This is a genomic window from Pseudomonas sp. 8O (assembly GCF_902506495.1).
GTDB lineage: Bacteria > Pseudomonadota > Gammaproteobacteria > Pseudomonadales > Pseudomonadaceae > Aquipseudomonas > Aquipseudomonas chaetocerotis.
On record NZ_LR733264.1, the window covers coordinates 1,297,118 to 1,315,078 of the forward strand.

Annotated in this window: 22 protein-coding genes; 14 read left to right on the forward strand and 8 right to left on the reverse strand. The window is 61.5% G+C overall.

What is annotated here, in order from left to right:
* The first annotated feature begins 71 nt into the window (after nt 1-71).
* Nucleotides 72-728, forward strand: coding sequence for a thiopurine S-methyltransferase (locus GV002_RS08730; protein ID WP_160017936.1), 657 nt, complete (start codon nt 72-74; stop codon nt 726-728).
* 60 nt (nt 729-788) lie between these two features.
* Here the strand turns inward: GV002_RS08730 and htpX are convergent, their stop codons facing one another.
* The 3 genes from htpX to GV002_RS08745 form a co-directional block, all read right to left on the reverse strand.
* Nucleotides 789-1,661 (reverse strand): protease HtpX, encoded by an 873-nt coding sequence (gene htpX / locus GV002_RS08735; protein ID WP_017676754.1) that lies wholly within the window; start codon nt 1,659-1,661, stop codon nt 789-791.
* Between the two features lie 94 nt (nt 1,662-1,755).
* Nucleotides 1,756-2,202 (reverse strand): hypothetical protein, encoded by a 447-nt coding sequence (locus GV002_RS08740; RefSeq protein WP_160017937.1) that lies wholly within the window; start codon nt 2,200-2,202, stop codon nt 1,756-1,758.
* A gap of 6 nt (nt 2,203-2,208) precedes the next feature.
* The gene (locus GV002_RS08745; protein ID WP_160017938.1) at nt 2,209-3,420 is read right to left on the reverse strand and encodes a pyridoxal phosphate-dependent aminotransferase; all 1,212 of its coding nucleotides are present in this window, start codon (nt 3,418-3,420) and stop codon (nt 2,209-2,211) included.
* Nucleotides 3,421-3,694: 274 nt separating this feature from the next.
* On the opposite strand from GV002_RS08745, the gene msrB reads away from it, so the two are divergent.
* Entirely contained in the window at nt 3,695-4,090 is a 396-nt protein-coding gene (gene msrB, locus GV002_RS08750; RefSeq protein ID WP_160017939.1) for a peptide-methionine (R)-S-oxide reductase MsrB, read from the forward strand.
* Between the two features lie 41 nt (nt 4,091-4,131).
* Here msrB and GV002_RS24150 read toward each other — a convergent pair whose 3' ends face one another.
* Nucleotides 4,132-4,308: a PA1571 family protein gene (locus GV002_RS24150; RefSeq protein WP_178094632.1), complete on the reverse strand. Its 177-nt coding sequence runs from the start codon at nt 4,306-4,308 to the stop codon at nt 4,132-4,134.
* Nucleotides 4,309-4,598: 290 nt separating this feature from the next.
* On the opposite strand from GV002_RS24150, the gene GV002_RS08755 reads away from it, so the two are divergent.
* Genes GV002_RS08755 through GV002_RS08775 form a run of 5 tightly spaced genes read left to right on the forward strand, consistent with a single transcriptional unit; the run spans nt 4,599 to nt 8,911 of the window.
* Entirely contained in the window at nt 4,599-5,714 is a 1,116-nt protein-coding gene (locus GV002_RS08755) for an ATP-NAD kinase family protein (protein WP_160017940.1), read from the forward strand.
* 9 nt (nt 5,715-5,723) lie between these two features.
* Entirely contained in the window at nt 5,724-6,314 is a 591-nt protein-coding gene (locus tag GV002_RS08760) for a DUF1287 domain-containing protein (RefSeq protein WP_160017942.1), read from the forward strand.
* The gene (locus GV002_RS08765; protein WP_160017943.1) at nt 6,311-6,745 is read left to right on the forward strand and encodes a thiol-disulfide oxidoreductase DCC family protein; all 435 of its coding nucleotides are present in this window, start codon (nt 6,311-6,313) and stop codon (nt 6,743-6,745) included. The genes GV002_RS08760 and GV002_RS08765 overlap by 4 nt, the downstream gene beginning before the upstream one ends.
* Nucleotides 6,738-7,145: a DoxX-like family protein gene (locus tag GV002_RS08770; RefSeq protein ID WP_160017944.1), complete on the forward strand. Its 408-nt coding sequence runs from the start codon at nt 6,738-6,740 to the stop codon at nt 7,143-7,145. The genes GV002_RS08765 and GV002_RS08770 overlap by 8 nt, the downstream gene beginning before the upstream one ends.
* Nucleotides 7,146-7,153: 8 nt before the next feature.
* Nucleotides 7,154-8,911 (forward strand): ABC transporter transmembrane domain-containing protein, encoded by a 1,758-nt coding sequence (locus GV002_RS08775; RefSeq protein ID WP_160017945.1) that lies wholly within the window; start codon nt 7,154-7,156, stop codon nt 8,909-8,911.
* Here the strand turns inward: GV002_RS08775 and rhtA are convergent.
* The 3 genes from rhtA to GV002_RS08790 all read right to left on the reverse strand — a co-directional run bounded on the left by rhtA (nt 8,908) and on the right by GV002_RS08790 (nt 10,796).
* Nucleotides 8,908-9,759: a threonine/homoserine exporter RhtA gene (rhtA, locus tag GV002_RS08780; protein WP_160017946.1), complete on the reverse strand. Its 852-nt coding sequence runs from the start codon at nt 9,757-9,759 to the stop codon at nt 8,908-8,910. The genes GV002_RS08775 and rhtA overlap by 4 nt on opposite strands.
* Nucleotides 9,760-9,827: 68 nt before the next feature.
* Nucleotides 9,828-10,109 (reverse strand): pyrimidine/purine nucleoside phosphorylase, encoded by a 282-nt coding sequence (locus GV002_RS08785; RefSeq protein WP_160017947.1) that lies wholly within the window; start codon nt 10,107-10,109, stop codon nt 9,828-9,830.
* A 138-nt stretch (nt 10,110-10,247) separates the two neighbouring features.
* The gene (locus GV002_RS08790) at nt 10,248-10,796 is read right to left on the reverse strand and encodes an exonuclease domain-containing protein (protein WP_160017948.1); all 549 of its coding nucleotides are present in this window, start codon (nt 10,794-10,796) and stop codon (nt 10,248-10,250) included.
* A 309-nt stretch (nt 10,797-11,105) separates the two neighbouring features.
* Here GV002_RS08790 and GV002_RS08795 point away from each other — a divergent pair, with 309 nt between their 5' ends.
* The 3 genes from GV002_RS08795 (at nt 11,106) to GV002_RS08805 (ending at nt 12,969) form a co-directional block, all read left to right on the forward strand.
* Nucleotides 11,106-11,978 (forward strand): NAD(P)-dependent oxidoreductase, encoded by an 873-nt coding sequence (locus GV002_RS08795; RefSeq protein WP_160017949.1) that lies wholly within the window; start codon nt 11,106-11,108, stop codon nt 11,976-11,978.
* Nucleotides 11,979-12,051: 73 nt separating this feature from the next.
* Nucleotides 12,052-12,303: a YkgJ family cysteine cluster protein gene (locus GV002_RS08800; RefSeq protein ID WP_160017950.1), complete on the forward strand. Its 252-nt coding sequence runs from the start codon at nt 12,052-12,054 to the stop codon at nt 12,301-12,303.
* 66 nt (nt 12,304-12,369) lie between these two features.
* Nucleotides 12,370-12,969: an START domain-containing protein gene (locus GV002_RS08805; protein WP_160017951.1), complete on the forward strand. Its 600-nt coding sequence runs from the start codon at nt 12,370-12,372 to the stop codon at nt 12,967-12,969.
* 64 nt (nt 12,970-13,033) lie between these two features.
* On the opposite strand, the gene gltA is transcribed toward GV002_RS08805, so the two are convergent.
* Nucleotides 13,034-14,317: a citrate synthase gene (gene gltA / locus GV002_RS08810; RefSeq protein WP_059392428.1), complete on the reverse strand. Its 1,284-nt coding sequence runs from the start codon at nt 14,315-14,317 to the stop codon at nt 13,034-13,036.
* Between the two features lie 363 nt (nt 14,318-14,680).
* On the opposite strand from gltA, the gene sdhC reads away from it, so the two are divergent.
* The 4 genes from sdhC to GV002_RS08830 are packed head-to-tail and all read left to right on the forward strand — an operon-like array spanning nt 14,681 to nt 17,912.
* Nucleotides 14,681-15,055 (forward strand): succinate dehydrogenase, cytochrome b556 subunit, encoded by a 375-nt coding sequence (gene sdhC, locus GV002_RS08815; protein WP_037000859.1) that lies wholly within the window; start codon nt 14,681-14,683, stop codon nt 15,053-15,055.
* Nucleotides 15,049-15,417: a succinate dehydrogenase, hydrophobic membrane anchor protein gene (gene sdhD / locus GV002_RS08820; RefSeq protein WP_024308045.1), complete on the forward strand. Its 369-nt coding sequence runs from the start codon at nt 15,049-15,051 to the stop codon at nt 15,415-15,417. Before sdhC ends, sdhD begins: the two co-directional genes overlap by 7 nt.
* Nucleotides 15,418-15,420: 3 nt before the next feature.
* Nucleotides 15,421-17,193: a succinate dehydrogenase flavoprotein subunit gene (gene sdhA, locus GV002_RS08825; protein WP_160017952.1), complete on the forward strand. Its 1,773-nt coding sequence runs from the start codon at nt 15,421-15,423 to the stop codon at nt 17,191-17,193.
* 11 nt (nt 17,194-17,204) lie between these two features.
* Complete coding sequence (locus GV002_RS08830; protein WP_013715382.1) at nt 17,205-17,912, forward strand: succinate dehydrogenase iron-sulfur subunit; 708 nt, start codon at nt 17,205-17,207, stop codon at nt 17,910-17,912.
* The last annotated feature ends 49 nt before the right edge of the window (nt 17,913-17,961 follow it).

Here is a 17,961-nt window from a genome sequence, read left to right on the forward strand (position 1 = left end):
TCGTTGCTGGACCTATCGATTTCCAGCATAAATAGTTGAGTATTCCTATCGATTTTGTGGAGGTTTCATTCATGCAAGAGGCGTTCTGGCAGGAGCGTTGGGCACGTAGCCAAATTGGCTTTCATCAGGAGAAGGTCAACGGCTATCTGCGCCGGCACTGGGCTCGACTCGGGCTCTCTGAGGATGCGGCGGTACTGGTGCCGCTGTGTGGCAAGAGCCTCGACCTGGCCTGGCTGGCGGAGCAAGGGCATGCCGTGATTGGTGTGGAGTTGGCCGAGCGCGCGGTGCAGGATTTCTTCGCCGAGCGTGATGTGCAGCCGCAGATCGCTCAGCACGGCGCGTTCAAGATTTACCAGGCGGGCAAGCTGCGGATTCTATGCGGCGACTTTTTCGCCCTGAGTCGTGAGGACGTTGCCAAGTGCCAGGCGTTCTATGATCGCGCTGCGCTGATCGCCTTGCCGCCACAAATGCGCCAGCGCTATGTCGCTCATCTGCAGGCAATTTTGCCGCAAGCCTGCCAGGGCTTGCTGGTGACCCTGGTGTACGACCAGCAGCGTATGGATGGTCCTCCCTTCTCGGTCGATGACGCCGAAGTCGTTCAACACTTCAGTGCAGGCTGGGTGCCGCGTGAGGTGGAGCGCAAGGACGTGCTGAGTGGCAACCCGCGCTTTATCGAGAATCAGCTCGAGGCGGTGGAGGAGGTGGTGTTTCACCTGGCACGCCGCTGATACGACAGGCCAATGCAAAAGGCGACCCGAAGGTCGCCTTTTTTGTCTGTGACAGATGGATCAGCCGCGGCGGCGCAGCGCCTCGATGCGATCTTCCAGTGGCGGGTGGCTCATCAGCAGGCCAGCCAGGCCATTCTTCAGGCCACCATTGATACCGAAAGCGGTCAGGCTGTCCGGCATCTGCACCGGTACGCCCTGTTCGGCACGCAGGCGCTGCAGTGCGGCGATCATCGCGCCGGTACCGGCCAGGCGAGCACCGGCTTCGTCGGCCTTGTACTCGCGTTTACGCGAGAACCACATGACGATGATGCTGGCCAGGATGCCCAGCACCAGCTCGGCAAAGATGGTCGCGACGAAGTAGCCAATGCCGTGGCCGTCTTCGTTCTTCAGGATCGCCTTGTCGACGAAGTTACCGAAGATACGTGCGAAGAACATCACGAAGGTGTTCACCACGCCCTGGATGAGCGCCAGGGTGACCATGTCGCCATTGGCGACGTGGCCGATCTCGTGGGCCAGCACCGCACGTACTTCATCCGGCGAGAAACGTTCGAGCAGGCCCTGGCTGACGGCGACCAGTGCGTCGTTCTTGTTCCAGCCTGTGGCGAAGGCGTTGGACTCGTAGGCAGGGAAGATGCCTACTTCAGGCATCTTGATCCCGGCTTCGCGCGACAGTTCCTCGACAGTCTGCAACAGCCACTGTTCGTGACGGGTGCGCGGCTGGGTGATGATCTGCGTGCCAGTGCTCATCTTCGCCATCCACTTGGAGATGAACAGCGACACCAGCGAGCCGGCGAAACCGAACACGGCGCAGAAAATCAGCAGGCTGCCGTGGTTCTGGCCGGTGAAGCGGTCGACCCCCAGCAGTTTGAGGGTGATGCTGGCGATAACCAGAACCGCCAGGTTGGTGGCCAGGAACAACATAATGCGCATCATGGTGTGAACGGACTCCTCACGGGGAAAGACGTACGAGTAATGCCGGCTATATAAGGGCGCCCCCCTGGGGCTTTCAACCAGCGACTATTTCAAACTATGTCTCTTGACCCTGTAGCGCGCTCTCGAACAGCAGGCGAGTGAGGCGGGCGGTGCGCTCGCCGTGCTGCTGGGCCAGGGCCTCGCGCAGCTGAAATGCCAGTGTGGCGTGCACGCGGCGCACGCTTGGCGGCAGCACTTCACCCTCGCGCAAGGCATGAGGAATGGCGCGTGACAGGCGCAGAAAACCTTTCTCGCTGAGCACCGCCTGATCCAGCGCGTCGTAAGCGATGGTCGACTCGAAACGCAGATAGCCTTCCTCGGCCAGCCACAGCAGCGCGCCGAGGCAAGCCTGGTGACGCTTGCTGGGCAGGCCGAACTCGTCCGGTTCCTCGCGCCCGATCAGGTCTTCCACGTACAGCGCCATCTTGCGCGGGAAGGCTTGATAGAGCATGAGCAGGCCGCTGGCGGCGTCCTTGTAGAAATCGTCGATCTGCAGGTCCATGTCGGCTTACTGGCTGTAACCCTTGAGGAAGTTGCCGATACGACCGATGGCCTGCTCCAGGTCGTCGACGCGGGGCAGGGTGACCACACGGAAATGATCCGGCCACGGCCAGTTGAAGGCGGTGCCCTGGACGATCAGCAGTTTTTCTGACAGCAGCAGGTCGAGGACGAACTTCTCATCGTTATGGATCGGGCAGACTTTCGGGTCGATCCTGGGAAAAGCGTAGAGCGCGCCCATGGGTTTGACGCAGCTGACGCCAGGAATGTCGTTGAGCAGCTCCCAGGCACGGTTGCGCTGCTCCAGCAGGCGGCCGTTGGGCAGTACCAGGTCATTGATGCTCTGGTAGCCGCCGAGCGCGGTCTGGATCGCGTGCTGGCTCGGCACGTTGGCGCACAGGCGCATGTTGGCCAGGATATCCAGGCCTTCGATATAGCTCTGTGCCCTGTGCTTGGGCCCGGAGATGGCTACCCAGCCGGAGCGGAAGCCCGCTACGCGGTAGCTCTTGGACAGGCCGTTGAAGGTCAGGCAGAGCACATCCGGTGCCAGCGAGGCGGTGCTGATGTGCACGGCCTCGTCGTAGAGGATCTTGTCGTAGATCTCGTCGGAGAAGATCACCAGGTTGTGCTGACGCGCCAGTTCAACGATGTCCTGCAGCACTTCCTTGGAGTACACCGCGCCGGTCGGGTTGTTCGGGTTGATCAACACCAGCGCCTTGGTGTTCGGTGTGATCTTGGTGCGCATGTCGGCGATGTCGGGGAACCAGCCGGCCTGCTCGTCGCATAGGTAATGCACCGGCTTACCGCCAGACAGAGCCACTGCAGCGGTCCATAGCGGATAGTCAGGCGCCGGAATCAACACCTCGTCACCGTTGTTGAGCAGCGCCTGCATGGCCATGACGATCAGCTCGGACACGCCGTTGCCGAGGTAGATGTCCTCGATGGTGACGCCTTCGACCTGCTTCTGCTGGTAGTACTGCATTACCGCCTTGCGCGCGCTGAACAGCCCCTTGGAGTCGCTGTAGCCCTGGGCGGTGGGCAGGTTGCGGATGACGTCCTGAAGAATTTCTTCCGGGGCCTCGAAACCGAACGGCGCCGGATTGCCGATGTTCAGCTTGAGGATGCGATGGCCTTCCTCTTCCAGACGCTTGGCGTGCTTGAGCACCGGCCCGCGGATGTCGTAGCAGACGTTGGCGAGCTTGTTCGATTTGCTGACCTGCATGTAAGGAATCCCGAGCTATGGAGAACCCACTGAAGTACGCTGCAAAATTCTCCCACCGGAGGAATCTTGGCAGCCTGTAACGTGGGTGACAGACTGGGGTCGAATCATACGTGGCGACCTGATCGCGGCAAAGGTACCAGTCCTGCTTTTTTCTGGCCTGCCACGCGGCGCACAGTGGCGCTGCAGTCGCAGAAACCTCACCGTCGAAGCTGTCAAATGCTGGTGCTAGCTGTAACGCCGCGTATTGCCCAATTACCGAGGAGGAACCCCGTTCGTGGACAAAGTCGATAAACCCCTGGATAGCTGGCGCGAAGAACTGACTGACGAGCAATTTCATGTCTGCCGTCTGGGCGGCACGGAACGACCGTTCACCGGCGCATATCACGACAGCAAGACCCCTGGCATTTACCACTGCGCCTGCTGTGGCGAGGCGCTCTTCGACTCAGATGCCAAATACGACTCTGGAAGCGGTTGGCCAAGCTACTTTCAGCCGATCAACGACGAGGTGATCGCCAGCCTCGACGACTACAGCCACGGTATGCATCGGATCGAGGTCAAGTGTGCCAAATGCGACGCGCACCTGGGGCACGTATTCCCCGATGGGCCTCGTCCGACCGGGTTGCGCTACTGCATCAACTCACTGTCGTTGAAGCTGGTGCCGCACGATTGAGGTCGGTACGCCAGGCACATTGCGTGTCTGGCGCAGGAGATTCAAGCCTGCTGGCCGGTGGGCTGACGGTCTTCTTCCAGGGCATCGCAGGCCTGTTTGATCATCTCTTCGGTAATGGGCACTTCGCGGCCCTGACCATCAATGATAAAACCGCCCACCGGCTCCTGTTGTTGCTTGGCTGTGGTGGGGTACTGGGCTGGGTTATCTTGCAAGCTCATGGCCTGTCTCCTCATCAGTGATGCGCGCCACTCTAGGACATCCAGATGAAGGCGCGGTGACAACTAGGAACCTGCTCAAAGTCTGCTGCGCGTCGGCCATGCTGCGTTGAAATCGGGCTCAGAAAGCTCATTTACTACTCGTAAACTCCGCTTCTTCGCCCGATTTCGCCTTGCCTGGCTCTAGCTCGCGATACTTTAAGCAGATTCCAAGACGTCGGAACTATGTCACAAAACACATTGCGAAAGTCGTATTGCAGGCTGCGTGCCAGTCTGTGTGGAACGAGGAATTCATGTCGCGTTTTCATATCGGTCTGATCATCAATCCACTGGCCGGGCTGGGTGGCCCTGCAGGATTCAAGGGCAGTGACGGCATGGCCGAGCAGGCGCTGGCTCTGGGTGTCGAGCCAAAGGCGGCGCAACGTACGCGCACCGCGCTTGAACAGTTGTTGACCCTGCGCGAGCGCATCGAGTTCGTCAGCTATCCGGGCGCAATGGGTGGCGATCTTTTGGCGCAGATGGGCTTTGAGCATCGCCTGCTGGGGCAGGTCGGTGCGCAGCCGACCACTGCCGAAGACACTCGTCACGCAGTGCAGCAGCTGCAGGACGCCGGTGTAGCGCTGATTCTCTTCGCTGGCGGTGATGGTACTGCGCGTGATGTCTGTGCCGCCGTCAGGGACGGCCAGCCGGTGCTGGGTATTCCGGCCGGTGTGAAGATCCAGTCCGGCGTCTACGCCATCAGCCCGCGTGCAGCGGGCGAGCTGACTGCGCGCCTGGTGGAGGGCGGCCTGGTACGACTGGCCAGCGGCGAGGTGCGTGACATCGACGAGAGCGCCCTGCGCGAAGGCCGCGTCACCGCGCGCTGGTACGGCGAGCTGTGTGTGCCGCAGGAGGGCGGCTACGTGCAGGCGGTGAAGCAGGGTGGTGTGGAGTCCGAAGAGCTGGTGTTGGCTGATCTGGCCGCCTGGCTCGAGAGCGAGTGGGAGCCGGGTGCGCGCTACGTGTTCGGTCCCGGCTCGACCTTGCACGGTCTGGCGCAGAATCTTGCTCTGGAAACCACCTTGCTCGGCGTCGATGTGATCGAGGATGGCCGGGTCATCGCCCGCGACGTCAATGAAACCGAGCTGTTCGCCCTGGTCGAAGGGCACCCGACTTATCTGCTGGTGACCGCCATTGGCGGTCAGGGCCATATCATTGGTCGCGGCAACCAGCAGATCAGCCCGCGCGTGCTGCGCTCCGTGGGGTTGGAGCGTCTGCGCGTGGTGGCGACCAAACGCAAGCTGGCGACGCTGGAAGGTCGGCCGCTGCTGGTCGATAGCGGCGACGTGAATCTGGACGACACCTTCCCTGATGCGGTGCGGGTCTGGGCCGGTTATAAGGAAGAACTGCTGTACCCCCTGAGTCGATAGGAGATCGATATGCGCATAGTGATCGCGCTGCTGCTCGGGTTGCTGGCTTTTGCCGTGCAGGCTATCGAGGCCGACAGGCTGGTGCTCGATGCTCGCAAGCAGGTCGGCGTGACCCTGAGCTATGACCCGGCCTATCGCCGCTTGAGCTATCCGGGCGGCGACGTGCCCATGGCCACTGGGGTCTGCACCGACGTGGTGATCCGCGCACTTCGTCAGCAGGGGCTGGATCTGCAGGAGGCGGTGCATCGCGACATGCGCGTCAGCTTTGCCAGCTATCCGAAGAACTGGGGACTGAGCCGCCCGGACAGCAATATCGACCACCGCCGCGTGCCCAACCTGATGACCTGGTTCAAGCGCCAGGGCTGGTCGCTGCCGGTCAAACAGGATGCTGCGGCATACCGGGCCGGCGATATCGTCACCTGGGATCTGGGCCGTGGTCTCACTCATATCGGCATCATCAGTGATCGTCAGGCGCCAACGGCTACGCCGCTGGTGCTGCACAACATCGGTCGTGGCACGCAGGAAGAAGACATTCTGTTCGCCTACCGCATCACCGGCCATTACCGCCCTCTAGCGCAACAGGCGAGCGCTGGCCAATGACGCAGCAGTCGCTGCCGCCCGGTCTTGCTGCAGGCGAGCGTGTCGTCCTGTTCGATGGCGTCTGCAAGCTGTGCAATGGCTGGGCGAGATTCCTCATTCGGCATGACCGCCAACGCCAGTTTCGCCTGGCTTCGGTGCAGTCGGCGCAAGGCCAGGCGTTGCTGGCCTGGTATGGGCTGCCGACTGACCGTTTCGACACCATGGCGCTGATCGATGAGACAGGCTTGCATGTACGCTCCACCGCGTTGTTGCGCATTCTCGCCCGCCTGCCCCAGCCCTGGCGTGTTCTTGCCTGGCTGCGCCTGATTCCGCGCCCACTGCGTGACTGGTGTTATGACCGCATCGCGCTGAATCGCTATCGCCTGTTCGGGCGCTACCAGGTCTGTCTGCTGCCCACTGCCGATCACGCTGAGCGCTTCCTGCATGACTGACCGGCGCCTGGCGCAGATCGCCTGGCTCGCTCGATTGGCTCTGGCAGTGGTTTTCATCTGGCATGGCCTGGCGCCGAAGATTCTCTGGCTCAGCCCTGACGAGGTGTCGATGATCGCAGTCCATGGTCTGCCAGATCATCCGCTGTTCGCGCCGCAGCTGATCGCGGCAGTCGGCGGTATTGCCGAGATACTTCTGGGCGTCCTGCTGCTGACGGTGCAGCGCCAGCGTTGGCCCTTGCTGGTCGCTGGCGCGGTGTTGTTGGTGTTGCTGCTTGATGTTGTGCTGCTGAGCCCCCATCTGTTGATTCAGGCGTTCAATCCGCTTTCGACCAACCTGGCTGCGCTGGCCTTGTGCGCAGTGGCCTGGTTGGCCGAAGCGCCCTCGGCTGCTGACTCCTGAGACCCGTCATGACATCGATGCTTTCTTCTCGCCAGCGTGGCGCCATACGCCTGGCCTGGCGCTTTATCGCGCCTTATCGCGGCCGAGTGCTGGGTGCGCTGCTGGCACTGATGTTCACGGCGGCGATCACCTTGTCCATGGGGCAGGGCATCAAGCTGCTGGTGGATCAGGGGCTGGCCACGCAGTCGCCGGCCGCGCTGCGGCAGTCCCTGCTGCTGTTCTTCGTGCTGGTATTGGCGCTGGCCTTCGGCACCTACACGCGTTTCTACCTGGTGTCGTGGATCGGCGAGCGGGTGGTCGCGGATATCCGTCGGCGTGTGTTCGATCACCTGATCGAGTTGCATCCTGGCTTCTACGAGAGCAATCGCAGCTCGGAAATCCAGTCGCGGCTGACCGCCGATACCACCTTGCTGCAATCGGTGATCGGCTCGTCACTGTCGATGGCACTGCGCAACCTGATCATGTTGATCGGTGGCAGCGTGCTGCTGGTGGTCACCAATCCCAAGCTCAGCGGTATCGTTCTGTTGGCTCTACCCTTGGTGGTGGCGCCTATCCTGCTGTTCGGCCGCCGTGTGCGCGCACTGTCGCGGCAGAGTCAGGACCGCGTGGCCGATGTCGGTAGCTATGTTGGCGAGGTGCTGGGACAGATCAAGACGGTGCAGGCCTACAACCACCAGGGCGAGGACAAGCGCCGTTTTGGCGAGTCTGCCGAAGCGGCTTTCGATGTGGCGCGCAAGCGCATCGCCCAGCGTTCCTGGCTGATCACCGTGGTCATCGTGCTGGTGCTCGGCGCCGTCGGGGTGATGCTCTGGGTCGGCGGCATGGACGTGATCGCCGGGCGCATCTCTGGCGGTGAGTTGGCAGCTTTCGTGTTCTACAGCCTGATCGTTGGCTCGTCCTTCGGCACGCTGAGCGAGGTGATCGGTGAATTGCAGCGCGCTGCAGGCGCCGCCGAGCGTATCGGCGAGCTACTGCGAGCCACTAACGCCATCGTGGCGCCGGAGCAGCCGCAGCATCTGCCGCAGCCGGTACAGGGGCGCATCGAGCTGCAGAGCGTACGTTTCGCCTATCCGTCGCGTTCGGACAGCTACGCCATCGATGGCGTTGACCTGCAGGTGGCGGCGGGTGAGACGCTGGCACTGGTGGGGCCGTCCGGGGCTGGCAAATCGACGCTGTTCGATCTGCTGCTGCGTTTCTTCGATCCGCAGGGCGGGCGCATCCTTATCGACGGTGTGCCGATCAATCAGCTCGACCCACGCGAGCTGCGCGCCAGTTTTGCACTGGTTTCGCAGAATCCGGCGCTGTTCTTCGGTTCGGTCGACGACAACATTCGCTATGGTCGCCTGGATGCCAGCCAGGCCGAGGTGGAGGCGGCCGCGCGGGCAGCGCATGCGCATGAGTTCATTCAGCGCCTGCCGCAGGGTTACCAGACTCATCTGGGGGAGGCCGGGCTCGGGCTTTCCGGGGGCCAGCGTCAGCGCCTGGCGATTGCCCGTGCCTTGCTCGCCGATGCGCCTATCCTGCTGCTCGATGAGGCTACCAGCGCGCTGGATGCCGAGAGCGAGCACCTGATCCAGCAGGCGCTGCCGTCACTCATGACCGGGCGTACCACCTTGGTGATCGCTCATCGCCTGGCCACGGTGAAGCAGGCCGATCGCATCGCGGTGATCGAGCATGGCCGTTTGGCTGCGATCGGCAGCCATGCCGAGCTGATCGAGAGTAGTCCGCTCTATGCGCGGCTGGCCGAGCTACAGTTCGGCAACTAACTCTTGGGTCTGATAGTGGCGGCCGCACCAGCCGAGGCGACGATAATGGCGCCGACGGCCAGCCACTGGCCCCAGAGAAGCTTCTCGCCGAGAAAGGCCAGGCCGCACATGGCGGCGACTGCCGGCTCCAGGCTCATCAGGACGCTGAAGGTGCGCGCTGGCAGGCGCGTCAGGGCGACCATCTCCAGGCTGTAGGGCAGGGCTGAGGAAAGTACTGCGACGCCGAGGGCGATGGGCAGCAGGTCCACGCTCAGCAGGTCAGTGCCTGCCTGCCAGATGCCAATGGGCAAGACCAGCAAAGCAGCGACCCAGGTGCCCAAGGCAACGGTGTGGCGGCCATGCTGAGCGCCGGCTTTCTGCCCGAAGATGATGTACAGCGACCAGCAAACGCCCGCACCGAGGGCCAGGGCTGCGCCGAGAGGGTCGATGGCACTTTGCGTGGCTCCGGTGGGCAGCAGCATCCACAGGCCTGCGATGGCCAGGATCACCCAGACGAAGTCCAGCAGGCGGCGTGAAGAAAACAGCGCCAGAGCCAGTGGGCCGGTAAATTCCAGTGCCACGGCGATGCCCAGCGGGATGCTCTGCAGGGACATGTAGAACATCAGATTCATGCCGCCCAGTGCCAGGCCGTAGGCGAGCAGGGCATGGCACTTGCGCAGATCCAGCTTGGCCCGCCAGGGCTGCATCACCAGCGACAGAATGATCGCGCCGAGCACCAGGCGCAGGGCTGTGGTGCCTTCGGCGCCGACCAGCGGGAACAGGTTCTTGGCCAGCGACGCGCCGCTCTGGATCGAGACCATAGCCACCACGAGCAGGGCGATGGGGACAAGAAGGACGGAGCGTGGCATGGACAGAATCCTGATGATGGTCAAAGAAAAACCGGCCGCTGGGGCCGGTTCTTAAAGCGCTGTGCGGCTTAGCGATATTCGCAGAGGTAGGCGGTGTCTACGGCCACCTTGAGCTGGAACTTGCTGTTGGCCTCGACGGTGAACTTGCTGCCGGCTTCGAAGGTGTTCCAGCTTTCGCTGCCTGGCAGTTTGACGGTCAGTGCGCCGGCAACCACATGCATGACTTCCAGTTGGCTGGTGCCGAACTCGTATTCGCCCGGGGCCATTACACCGATGGTGGCAGGGCCTTCAGCCATGGTGAAACCGATGGATTTGACGGTGCCGTCGAAGTATTCGTTGACCTTGAACATCTGCGATTCCTCGGAAGGGGGTGGAAAAATTGCTGAGAGCCATGTTTTACGTCGTGTGGCGACGGCCCGAAGGGTAGCCGCCATGGATGGCAGGCCATAAAAGGGCCGCCAGTATGCCCAAGCGCCTTTTCTTCGTCATCAGTCTTTGAGAGGCAGTACCAGCGGCAACAGGCGCGCGGTGTTGCGTGCATCTTCGAGGGCGCGGTGCTGTTGTCCCTGAAACTGCATGCCGGCCAATTGCAGCGCGCTGTGCAGGCCTATCGGGCGCTGTAGCTGGCGAGCCTTGGCGAAAGCCTGCTTGAGATTGAGGTGTGGCACATCAGCCAGCAGGCTATGCAAGCGGTGCTGGCGCCACTCCTGTTCCAGTTGACGTCGATCGTAATCGCCCCAGCTGCTCCAGCCGACCAGGCGCGATGCATGTTGCATGAGCCAGCGTTCGAATTGAGCCCAGACCTGGGGTAATGGTGCTGCACTGTCGACATCGCTCTGGCTGATGTGGGTGAGTTCGCGGCAGAAGTCGGTCAGGCATGGGCGGCGCTGTGGTTTGATGAAACGCTGAAAGTGATCCCGCTCATGGCCATCCACGCCAACCAGGCTGGCGCCGATCTCGATGATTTCCATTTCTTCCATCGCCCAGCCACCCTCATCGGTGGTGGCCTCCAGGTCGATGACTAGCCAATGCCCCATGGGCGCTCCTTAGAACCTGTCTGCGATCTGTTGCGCTTCGGCCCCGCTGCATGGAAAAGGTTCCTGGCATCAGGGCCGAGGCAAGCTCAGGCCTCCCGTTCTGAACGGAACCGCAGGCAGTATGGAAGGCCTTTTCGAGCAGGGCAAACGACCTTGGTGCGAGAGTCGCACAGCGAACACTCCTGATGTCTTTCCCCGGCGGGAGAAGGTGGCGCGTAGCGCCGGATGAAGGGAAGGTGTGCTGCAAAAGCTTTGATGATTAGCGGCATGCCCGTTAGGCTCTGGCGCCTATATCTGCTGGAGGTTGCTATGGCAAAGGTCGCGTTTCTCGGTTTGGGCGTCATGGGGTATCCGATGGCTGGGCATCTGGCTCGCAACGGTCATCAGGTGACGGTCTATAACCGCTCGCCGGGCAAGGCTGAGCAGTGGATGGGTGAATATGCCGGCAGCAGTGCGCCTAGCCCGCGCGAGGCTGTGGCGGGCGCCGAACTGGTGATGTGCTGCGTCGGCAACGATGACGACCTGCGCAGCGTGATTCTAGGCGAGCAGGGCGCGTTCGCCGGTATGGCGCCGGGCGCCATTCTGGTCGATCACACGACCGCCTCCGCCGATGTGGCGCGTGAGCTGGCGGCTGTCGCCGCCGAGCGTGGCCTTGGCTTTCTCGACGCGCCGGTATCAGGCGGCCAGGCCGGTGCGGTCAATGGCGTGCTGACTGTGATGGTCGGTGGTGAGGCAGAAACCTATGCAGTGGCCGAGCCGGTCATCCAGAGCTATGCGCGGATGATGCGCCTGATGGGCCCGGCCGGCAGCGGTCAACTGAGCAAGATGGTCAACCAGATCTGTATCGCCGGCCTGGTTCAGGGGCTGGCAGAGGCGTTGAACTTCGCTCAGTGCGCGGGGCTCGATGGCCATGCGGTGGTCGATGTGATCAGCAAGGGCGCGGCGCAGTCCTGGCAGATGGAGAATCGCTACAAGACCATGCTGGCTGGCGAGTTCGACTTCGGTTTCGCGGTCGACTGGATGCGCAAGGACCTGTCGATCCTGCTCGAGGAGTCGCGTCGCAATGGTGCGCAGTTGCCGGTCACGGCGCTGGTCGATCAGTTCTACGCCGACGTCCAGGCCATGGGTGGTGGGCGTTGGGATACCTCCAGCCTGTTGGCTCGCTTGCAGCGTAACCGCTGATCGTGAAAGGCCTCGACGGCAGGCGCGTACGTCATTAGGATCGCCGCGGTTCGCTTCCAGTCGAGGTCGTTTCATGGAGTGTCGTGCTGGTTGCGGTGCTTGCTGCATCGCGCCTTCCATCAGTTCACCGATTCCGGGCATGCCTGATGGCAAGCCCGCTGGTGTGCGCTGTATCCATCTCAGCGCCGAGTTTCTCTGCGCTATCTTCGGTCGCCCCGAGAGGCCCGCAGTATGCAGTGGGTTCAAGGCGGAAGAGCAGCTGTGCGCGGATGATCGTGAAAGCGCCATTCGTATGTTGGGTTGGCTGGAGCAGGCGACTGCCTGACGATGTGAACCGCTCGTGGCCCGTGCGGGTCGAAACGCAAACAGTCCCACCGGGAGTTGCTCGAAGATGATGCGTTATTCCGTTCTGGCCATGATGTTGTGTGCGACCGCTGTCCAGGCTGCCGAGAGGCAGTGGCAACTGGAGCGCGAAGAAGACGGTGTGAGCGTTTACCTGGCCGACGTACCTGGATCCAAGTACAAGGCCTATCGCGGTGTGGTGACGATCAACGCGAACCTGGCTGCGGTGCAGGCGGCGCAGGAGGATGTCGCGGGGGCGTGCTCCTGGATCTTCAGCTGTCAGCAGCAGCGGCTGCTCGAGACCGAGGGTGATGTGAGCGAGCTGTACACCCGTTTCGACATGCCCTGGCCGGTGAAGGCGCGTGATTCGGTGATCCAGGTGACCACGCGCACCGATGCCGACGGTGGTGTCACGCGCCTGCTCAAGGCGGTGCCGCAGCGATTGCCGGAGGAGAAGGGTTTCGTGCGGGTGCCGCGCGTCGACGGTGAGTGGCACCTGAAGCCGCTGGGTCAGGGCAGGGTGGAGGTGACCTACGAGGTGCATACCGAGCCGGGTGGTAGCGTACCCTCCTGGCTGGCCAACAGCTTCGTCGTCGATGCGCCGCTGCAGACGCTGCGGGGCTTGCGGGCAAAGGTAGAAGGGCGCTGAGCTTGGGATATCGGTAATAAAAAAGGCTGCCAGATTGGCAGCCTTTTTTTGTCTCGTGGCGCTATCAGTCGCGGTTGGTCGGCAGATCGCGCTGCTCGTAACCGGTGTACAGCTGGCGCGGACGGCCAATCTTGTACGGACCCGAGAGCATTTCCTTCCAGTGCGAGATCCAGCCCACGGTACGCGCCAGGGCGAAGATAACGGTGAACATCGAGGTCGGAATGCCGATGGCCTTCAGGATGATGCCCGAGTAGAAGTCGACGTTCGGGTACAGGTTGCGTTCTTTGAAGTACGGATCGGTCAGGGCGATCTCTTCCAGGCGCATGGCCAGTTCCAGCTGCGGGTCATTGGTGATGCCCAGCTCGCCGAGGACTTCGTCGCAGGTCTGCTTCATCACGGTGGCGCGCGGGTCGCGGTTCTTGTACACGCGGTGACCGAAGCCCATCAGCTTGAACGGGTCGTTCTTGTCCTTGGCCTTGGCGATGAACTTGTCGATGTTCGAAACGTCACCGATCTCGTCGAGCATGGCCAGTACGGCTTCGTTGGCACCACCGTGTGCCGGGCCCCACAGCGCGGCGATACCGGCTGCGATACAGGCGAATGGGTTGGCACCCGAGGAGCCCGCCAGGCGTACGGTGGAGGTGGAGGCGTTCTGCTCATGGTCGGCATGGAGGATGAAAATCTTGTCCATCGCCTTGGCCAGCACCGGGCTGATCGGTTTGATCTCGCACGGGGTGTTGAACATCATGTGCAGGAAGTTTTCCGCGTAATTCAGGTCATTGCGCGGGTACATCATGGGCTGGCCCATGGAGTACTTGTAGGTCATGGCGGCGATGGTCGGCATCTTGGCCACCAGGCGCATGGCCGACACTTCACGGTGCTGCGGGTTATTGATGTCCAGCGAGTCGTGATAGAAGGCGGACAGGGCGCCAACCACGCCGCACATGATGGCCATCGGGTGGGCATCGCGGCGGAAACCGTTGAAGAAAGTCTTCAGTTGCTCGTGAACCATGGTGTGGTTCTTGATGGTGCTGACGAACTTGGCCTTCTCTTCCTTGCTCGGCAGTTCGCCATTGAGCAGCAGGTAGCAGGTTTCCAGGTAGTCGGATTGCTCAGCGAGCTGCTCGATGGGGTAGCCGCGGTGCAGCAGGATCCCCTGGTCGCCATCGATATAGGTGATCTTCGACTCGCAAGAGGCGGTCGACATGAAACCAGGATCAAAGGTGAACCGACCCGTGGCGGTCAGGCTCCGCACATCGATTACATCGGGACCAACAGTGCCGGTCAGAACGGGCAGTTCGACGGGGGCATTGCCCTCGATGATCAACTGCGCTTTTTTGTCAGCCATATGTGGCCTCCTAGTTATGCTTGAAATCATCAGACAGCCCCCCACGCAGGGCCCGCACCACTATAGTGGGATAAATCCGAAAGTCAATTTGCGAGAACCCAGGCAGCAGAAGGGTTTGAACGGTATTTTCAACGAAAAAAGGGCGCTATTTACGCCATTTGTTTACAGGCTGCAATGCGCTTTTTGGGGGAGGGCATTGCATTGTCATTAGTCTGCTAACTGTCTATACTCTGCGGCCGACCGCCACAGGCTTTAGGGCCGTGTCATGGCGGTTGTCACTCATTGGGTGATGGGTACCTTGCCAGTGCACTTCCCAACAACTTTGCCCTGATAGTTAGGGGCTCTCAGTGTGATAAAAAAGCCGTGAATAGCCAACGACCTGTAAACCTAGACCTTCGGACTATCAAGCTTCCGATCACCGCTTACACGTCCATTCTTCACCGTATCTCCGGTGTCATCCTCTTTGTCGGTATCGCCATTCTGCTGTTTGGCCTCGACAAGTCGCTGACCTCCGAAGAGGGCTTCGCCCAGGTGAAAGAGTGCCTGACCAGCCCGCTGGCCAAGTTCGTGATCTGGGGTCTGTTGTCCGCTCTGCTGTACCACCTGGTGGCTGGTGTACGCCACTTGATCATGGACATGGGCATCGGTGAGACGCTGGAAGGCGGCAAGCTGGGCTCGAAAATCGTCATCGCCGTTGCGGCGGTCGTGATCGTGCTGCTGGGGGTGTGGATATGGTAACCAATGTCACGAATTTCTCGCGTTCGGGCCTCTACGACTGGATGGCTCAGCGCGTTTCTGCGGTCGTTCTTGCGGCTTACACGCTGTTTCTGCTGGGCTATGTGATCTGTAATCCAGGTATGGGCTACGCCGAATGGCATGGTCTGTTCTCGCATACCGCAATGCGCATCTTCAGCTTGCTGGCCCTCGTTGCACTGAGCGTGCACGCCTGGGTTGGCATGTGGACCATTTCCACCGACTACCTGACGCCAATGGCGCTGGGCAAGTGGGCGACTGGTGTGCGTTTCCTGTTCCAGGCCGTGTGTGGCATCGCCATGTTTGCGATGTTCGTCTGGGGCGTGCAGATTCTGTGGGGTTTCTGATTCATGGCTAGCATCCGTACTCTTTCTTATGACGCCATCATCGTTGGTGGCGGCGGCGCTGGCATGCGTGCTGCGCTGCAACTGGCTCAGGGCGGTCACAAGACTGCCGTGGTCACCAAGGTGTTCCCGACTCGTTCGCACACCGTTTCCGCTCAGGGCGGCATCACCTGCGCCATCGCTTCGGCCGACCCGAACGATGATTGGCGCTGGCACATGTACGATACCGTCAAGGGTTCCGACTACATCGGTGACCAGGACGCTATCGAATACATGTGCTCCGTCGGCCCGGAAGCCGTGTTCGAGCTCGAACACATGGGGCTGCCGTTCTCCCGTACCGAGCAGGGCCGCATCTACCAGCGTCCGTTTGGTGGCCAGTCCAAGGGTCCGGACAATCCAACCCAGGCTGCCCGTACCTGTGCTGCTGCCGACCGTACCGGTCACGCGCTGCTGCACACCCTGTATCAGGCCAACCTGAAAGCCGGCACCTCGTTCCTCAACGAGTGGTACGCCGTTGACCTGGTGAAGAACCAGGATGGCGCCATCGTCGGCGTTATCGCCATCTGCATCGAGACTGGCGAAACTGTCTACATCCGCTCCAAGGCCGTGGTCCTGGCCACTGGTGGTGCGGGTCGTATCTACGCCTCCACCACCAACGCCCTGATCAACACCGGTGACGGCGTGGGCATGGCCCTGCGTGCCGGTGTGCCGGTTCAGGACATCGAAATGTGGCAGTTCCACCCGACCGGTATCGCCGGCGCAGGTGTACTGGTCACCGAAGGTTGCCGTGGTGAGGGTGGTTACCTGATCAACGCCCATGGCGAGCGTTTCATGGAGCGTTATGCGCCGAACGCCAAAGACCTGGCTGGCCGCGACGTGGTTGCGCGTTCCATGGTCAAGGAAGTCATCGCCGGCAACGGCTGTGGCCCGGACAAGGACCACGTACTGCTCAAGCTCGATCACCTCGGCGAGGAAGTGCTGCACAGCCGTCTGCCGGGTATCTGCGAACTGTCCAAGACCTTCGCTCACGTCGACCCGGTCGTCGCTCCGGTTCCGGTCATTCCGACCTGCCACTACATGATGGGCGGCGTGCCGACCAACATTCATGGTCAGGCCATCACCCAGGACGCCAACGGCAACGACAGGATCATCGACGGTCTGTTCGCTGTAGGTGAAGTGGCGTGCGTATCGGTACACGGTGCCAACCGTCTGGGCGGTAACTCGCTGCTCGATCTGGTGGTATTCGGTCGTGCTGCTGGTCTGCACCTGGAAAAAGCGCTGAAAGAAGGCGTAGAAGCCCGTGGCGCTAGCGAAACCGACATCGAGCAGTCGCTGTCGCGTCTGGCAGGCGTCAACGAGCGCAGCACTGGCGAAGACGTCGCGCCGCTGCGTAAAGAGCTGCAACAGTGCATGCAGAACTACTTCGGTGTATTCCGTACTGGCGAATACATGCAGAAGGGCATCCAACAACTGGCCGACCTGCGTGAGCGCATCGCGAAAGTCAAAATCGCGGACAAGAGCCAGGCGTTCAACACTGCGCGTATCGAAGCGCTGGAACTGCAAAACCTGCTCGAAGTCGCCGAAGCGACCGCTGTGGCTGCCGAGGCTCGTAAAGAGTCGCGCGGTGCGCACGCTCGTGAAGATTTCGAGGAGCGCGACGATCAGAACTGGCTGTGCCATTCGCTCTACTTCCCGGGCGAGAAGCGCGTAGCCAAGCGTGACGTGAACTTCGCGCCGAAGACCGTTCCAGCATTTGAACCCAAGGTTCGGACTTATTAAGGGTGACTGATATGTTGCAAGTCAGTGTTTATCGCTACAACCCGGAGAAGGACGCTGCTCCGTTCATGCAGGACTTCCAGGTCGACACCGGCGGCAAGGACATCATGGTCCTCGACGTGCTGGCGCTGATCAAGGAACAGGACGAAGGCTTCTCCTATCGTCGCTCCTGCCGTGAAGGCGTATGCGGCTCCGACGGCATGAATATCAACGGCAAGAATGGCCTGGCCTGCATCACGCCGATCTCTGCTGCCGGCCTCAAGGGCGGCAAGCTGGTGATTCGCCCGTTACCGGGTCTGCCGGTCATTCGTGACCTGGTCGTCGACATGAGCATCTTCTACAAGCAGTACGAGAAGGTGCAGCCGTTCCTGCAGAACGATACGCCGGCTCCGGCCATCGAGCGTCTGCAGTCGCCGGAAGAGCGCGAGAAGCTCGACGGGCTGTACGAGTGCATCCTGTGCGCGTGCTGCTCGACCAGTTGCCCGTCGTTCTGGTGGAACCCCGACAAGTTCCTCGGTCCCGCTGCACTGCTGCAGGCCTATCGCTTCCTGGCCGACAGCCGTGACACCAAGACCGCTGAGCGTCTGGCTTCGCTGGACGATCCGTTCAGTGTGTTCCGTTGCCGCGGCATCATGAACTGCGTGAACGTTTGCCCCAAGGGTCTGAACCCGACCAAGGCAATCGGTCACGTGCGTAACATGCTGCTGCAGAGCGGTACCTGATTCGCAAGTTGCTATACCTGTAACACCTGCGAGTCCGGCTCAGGCCGGC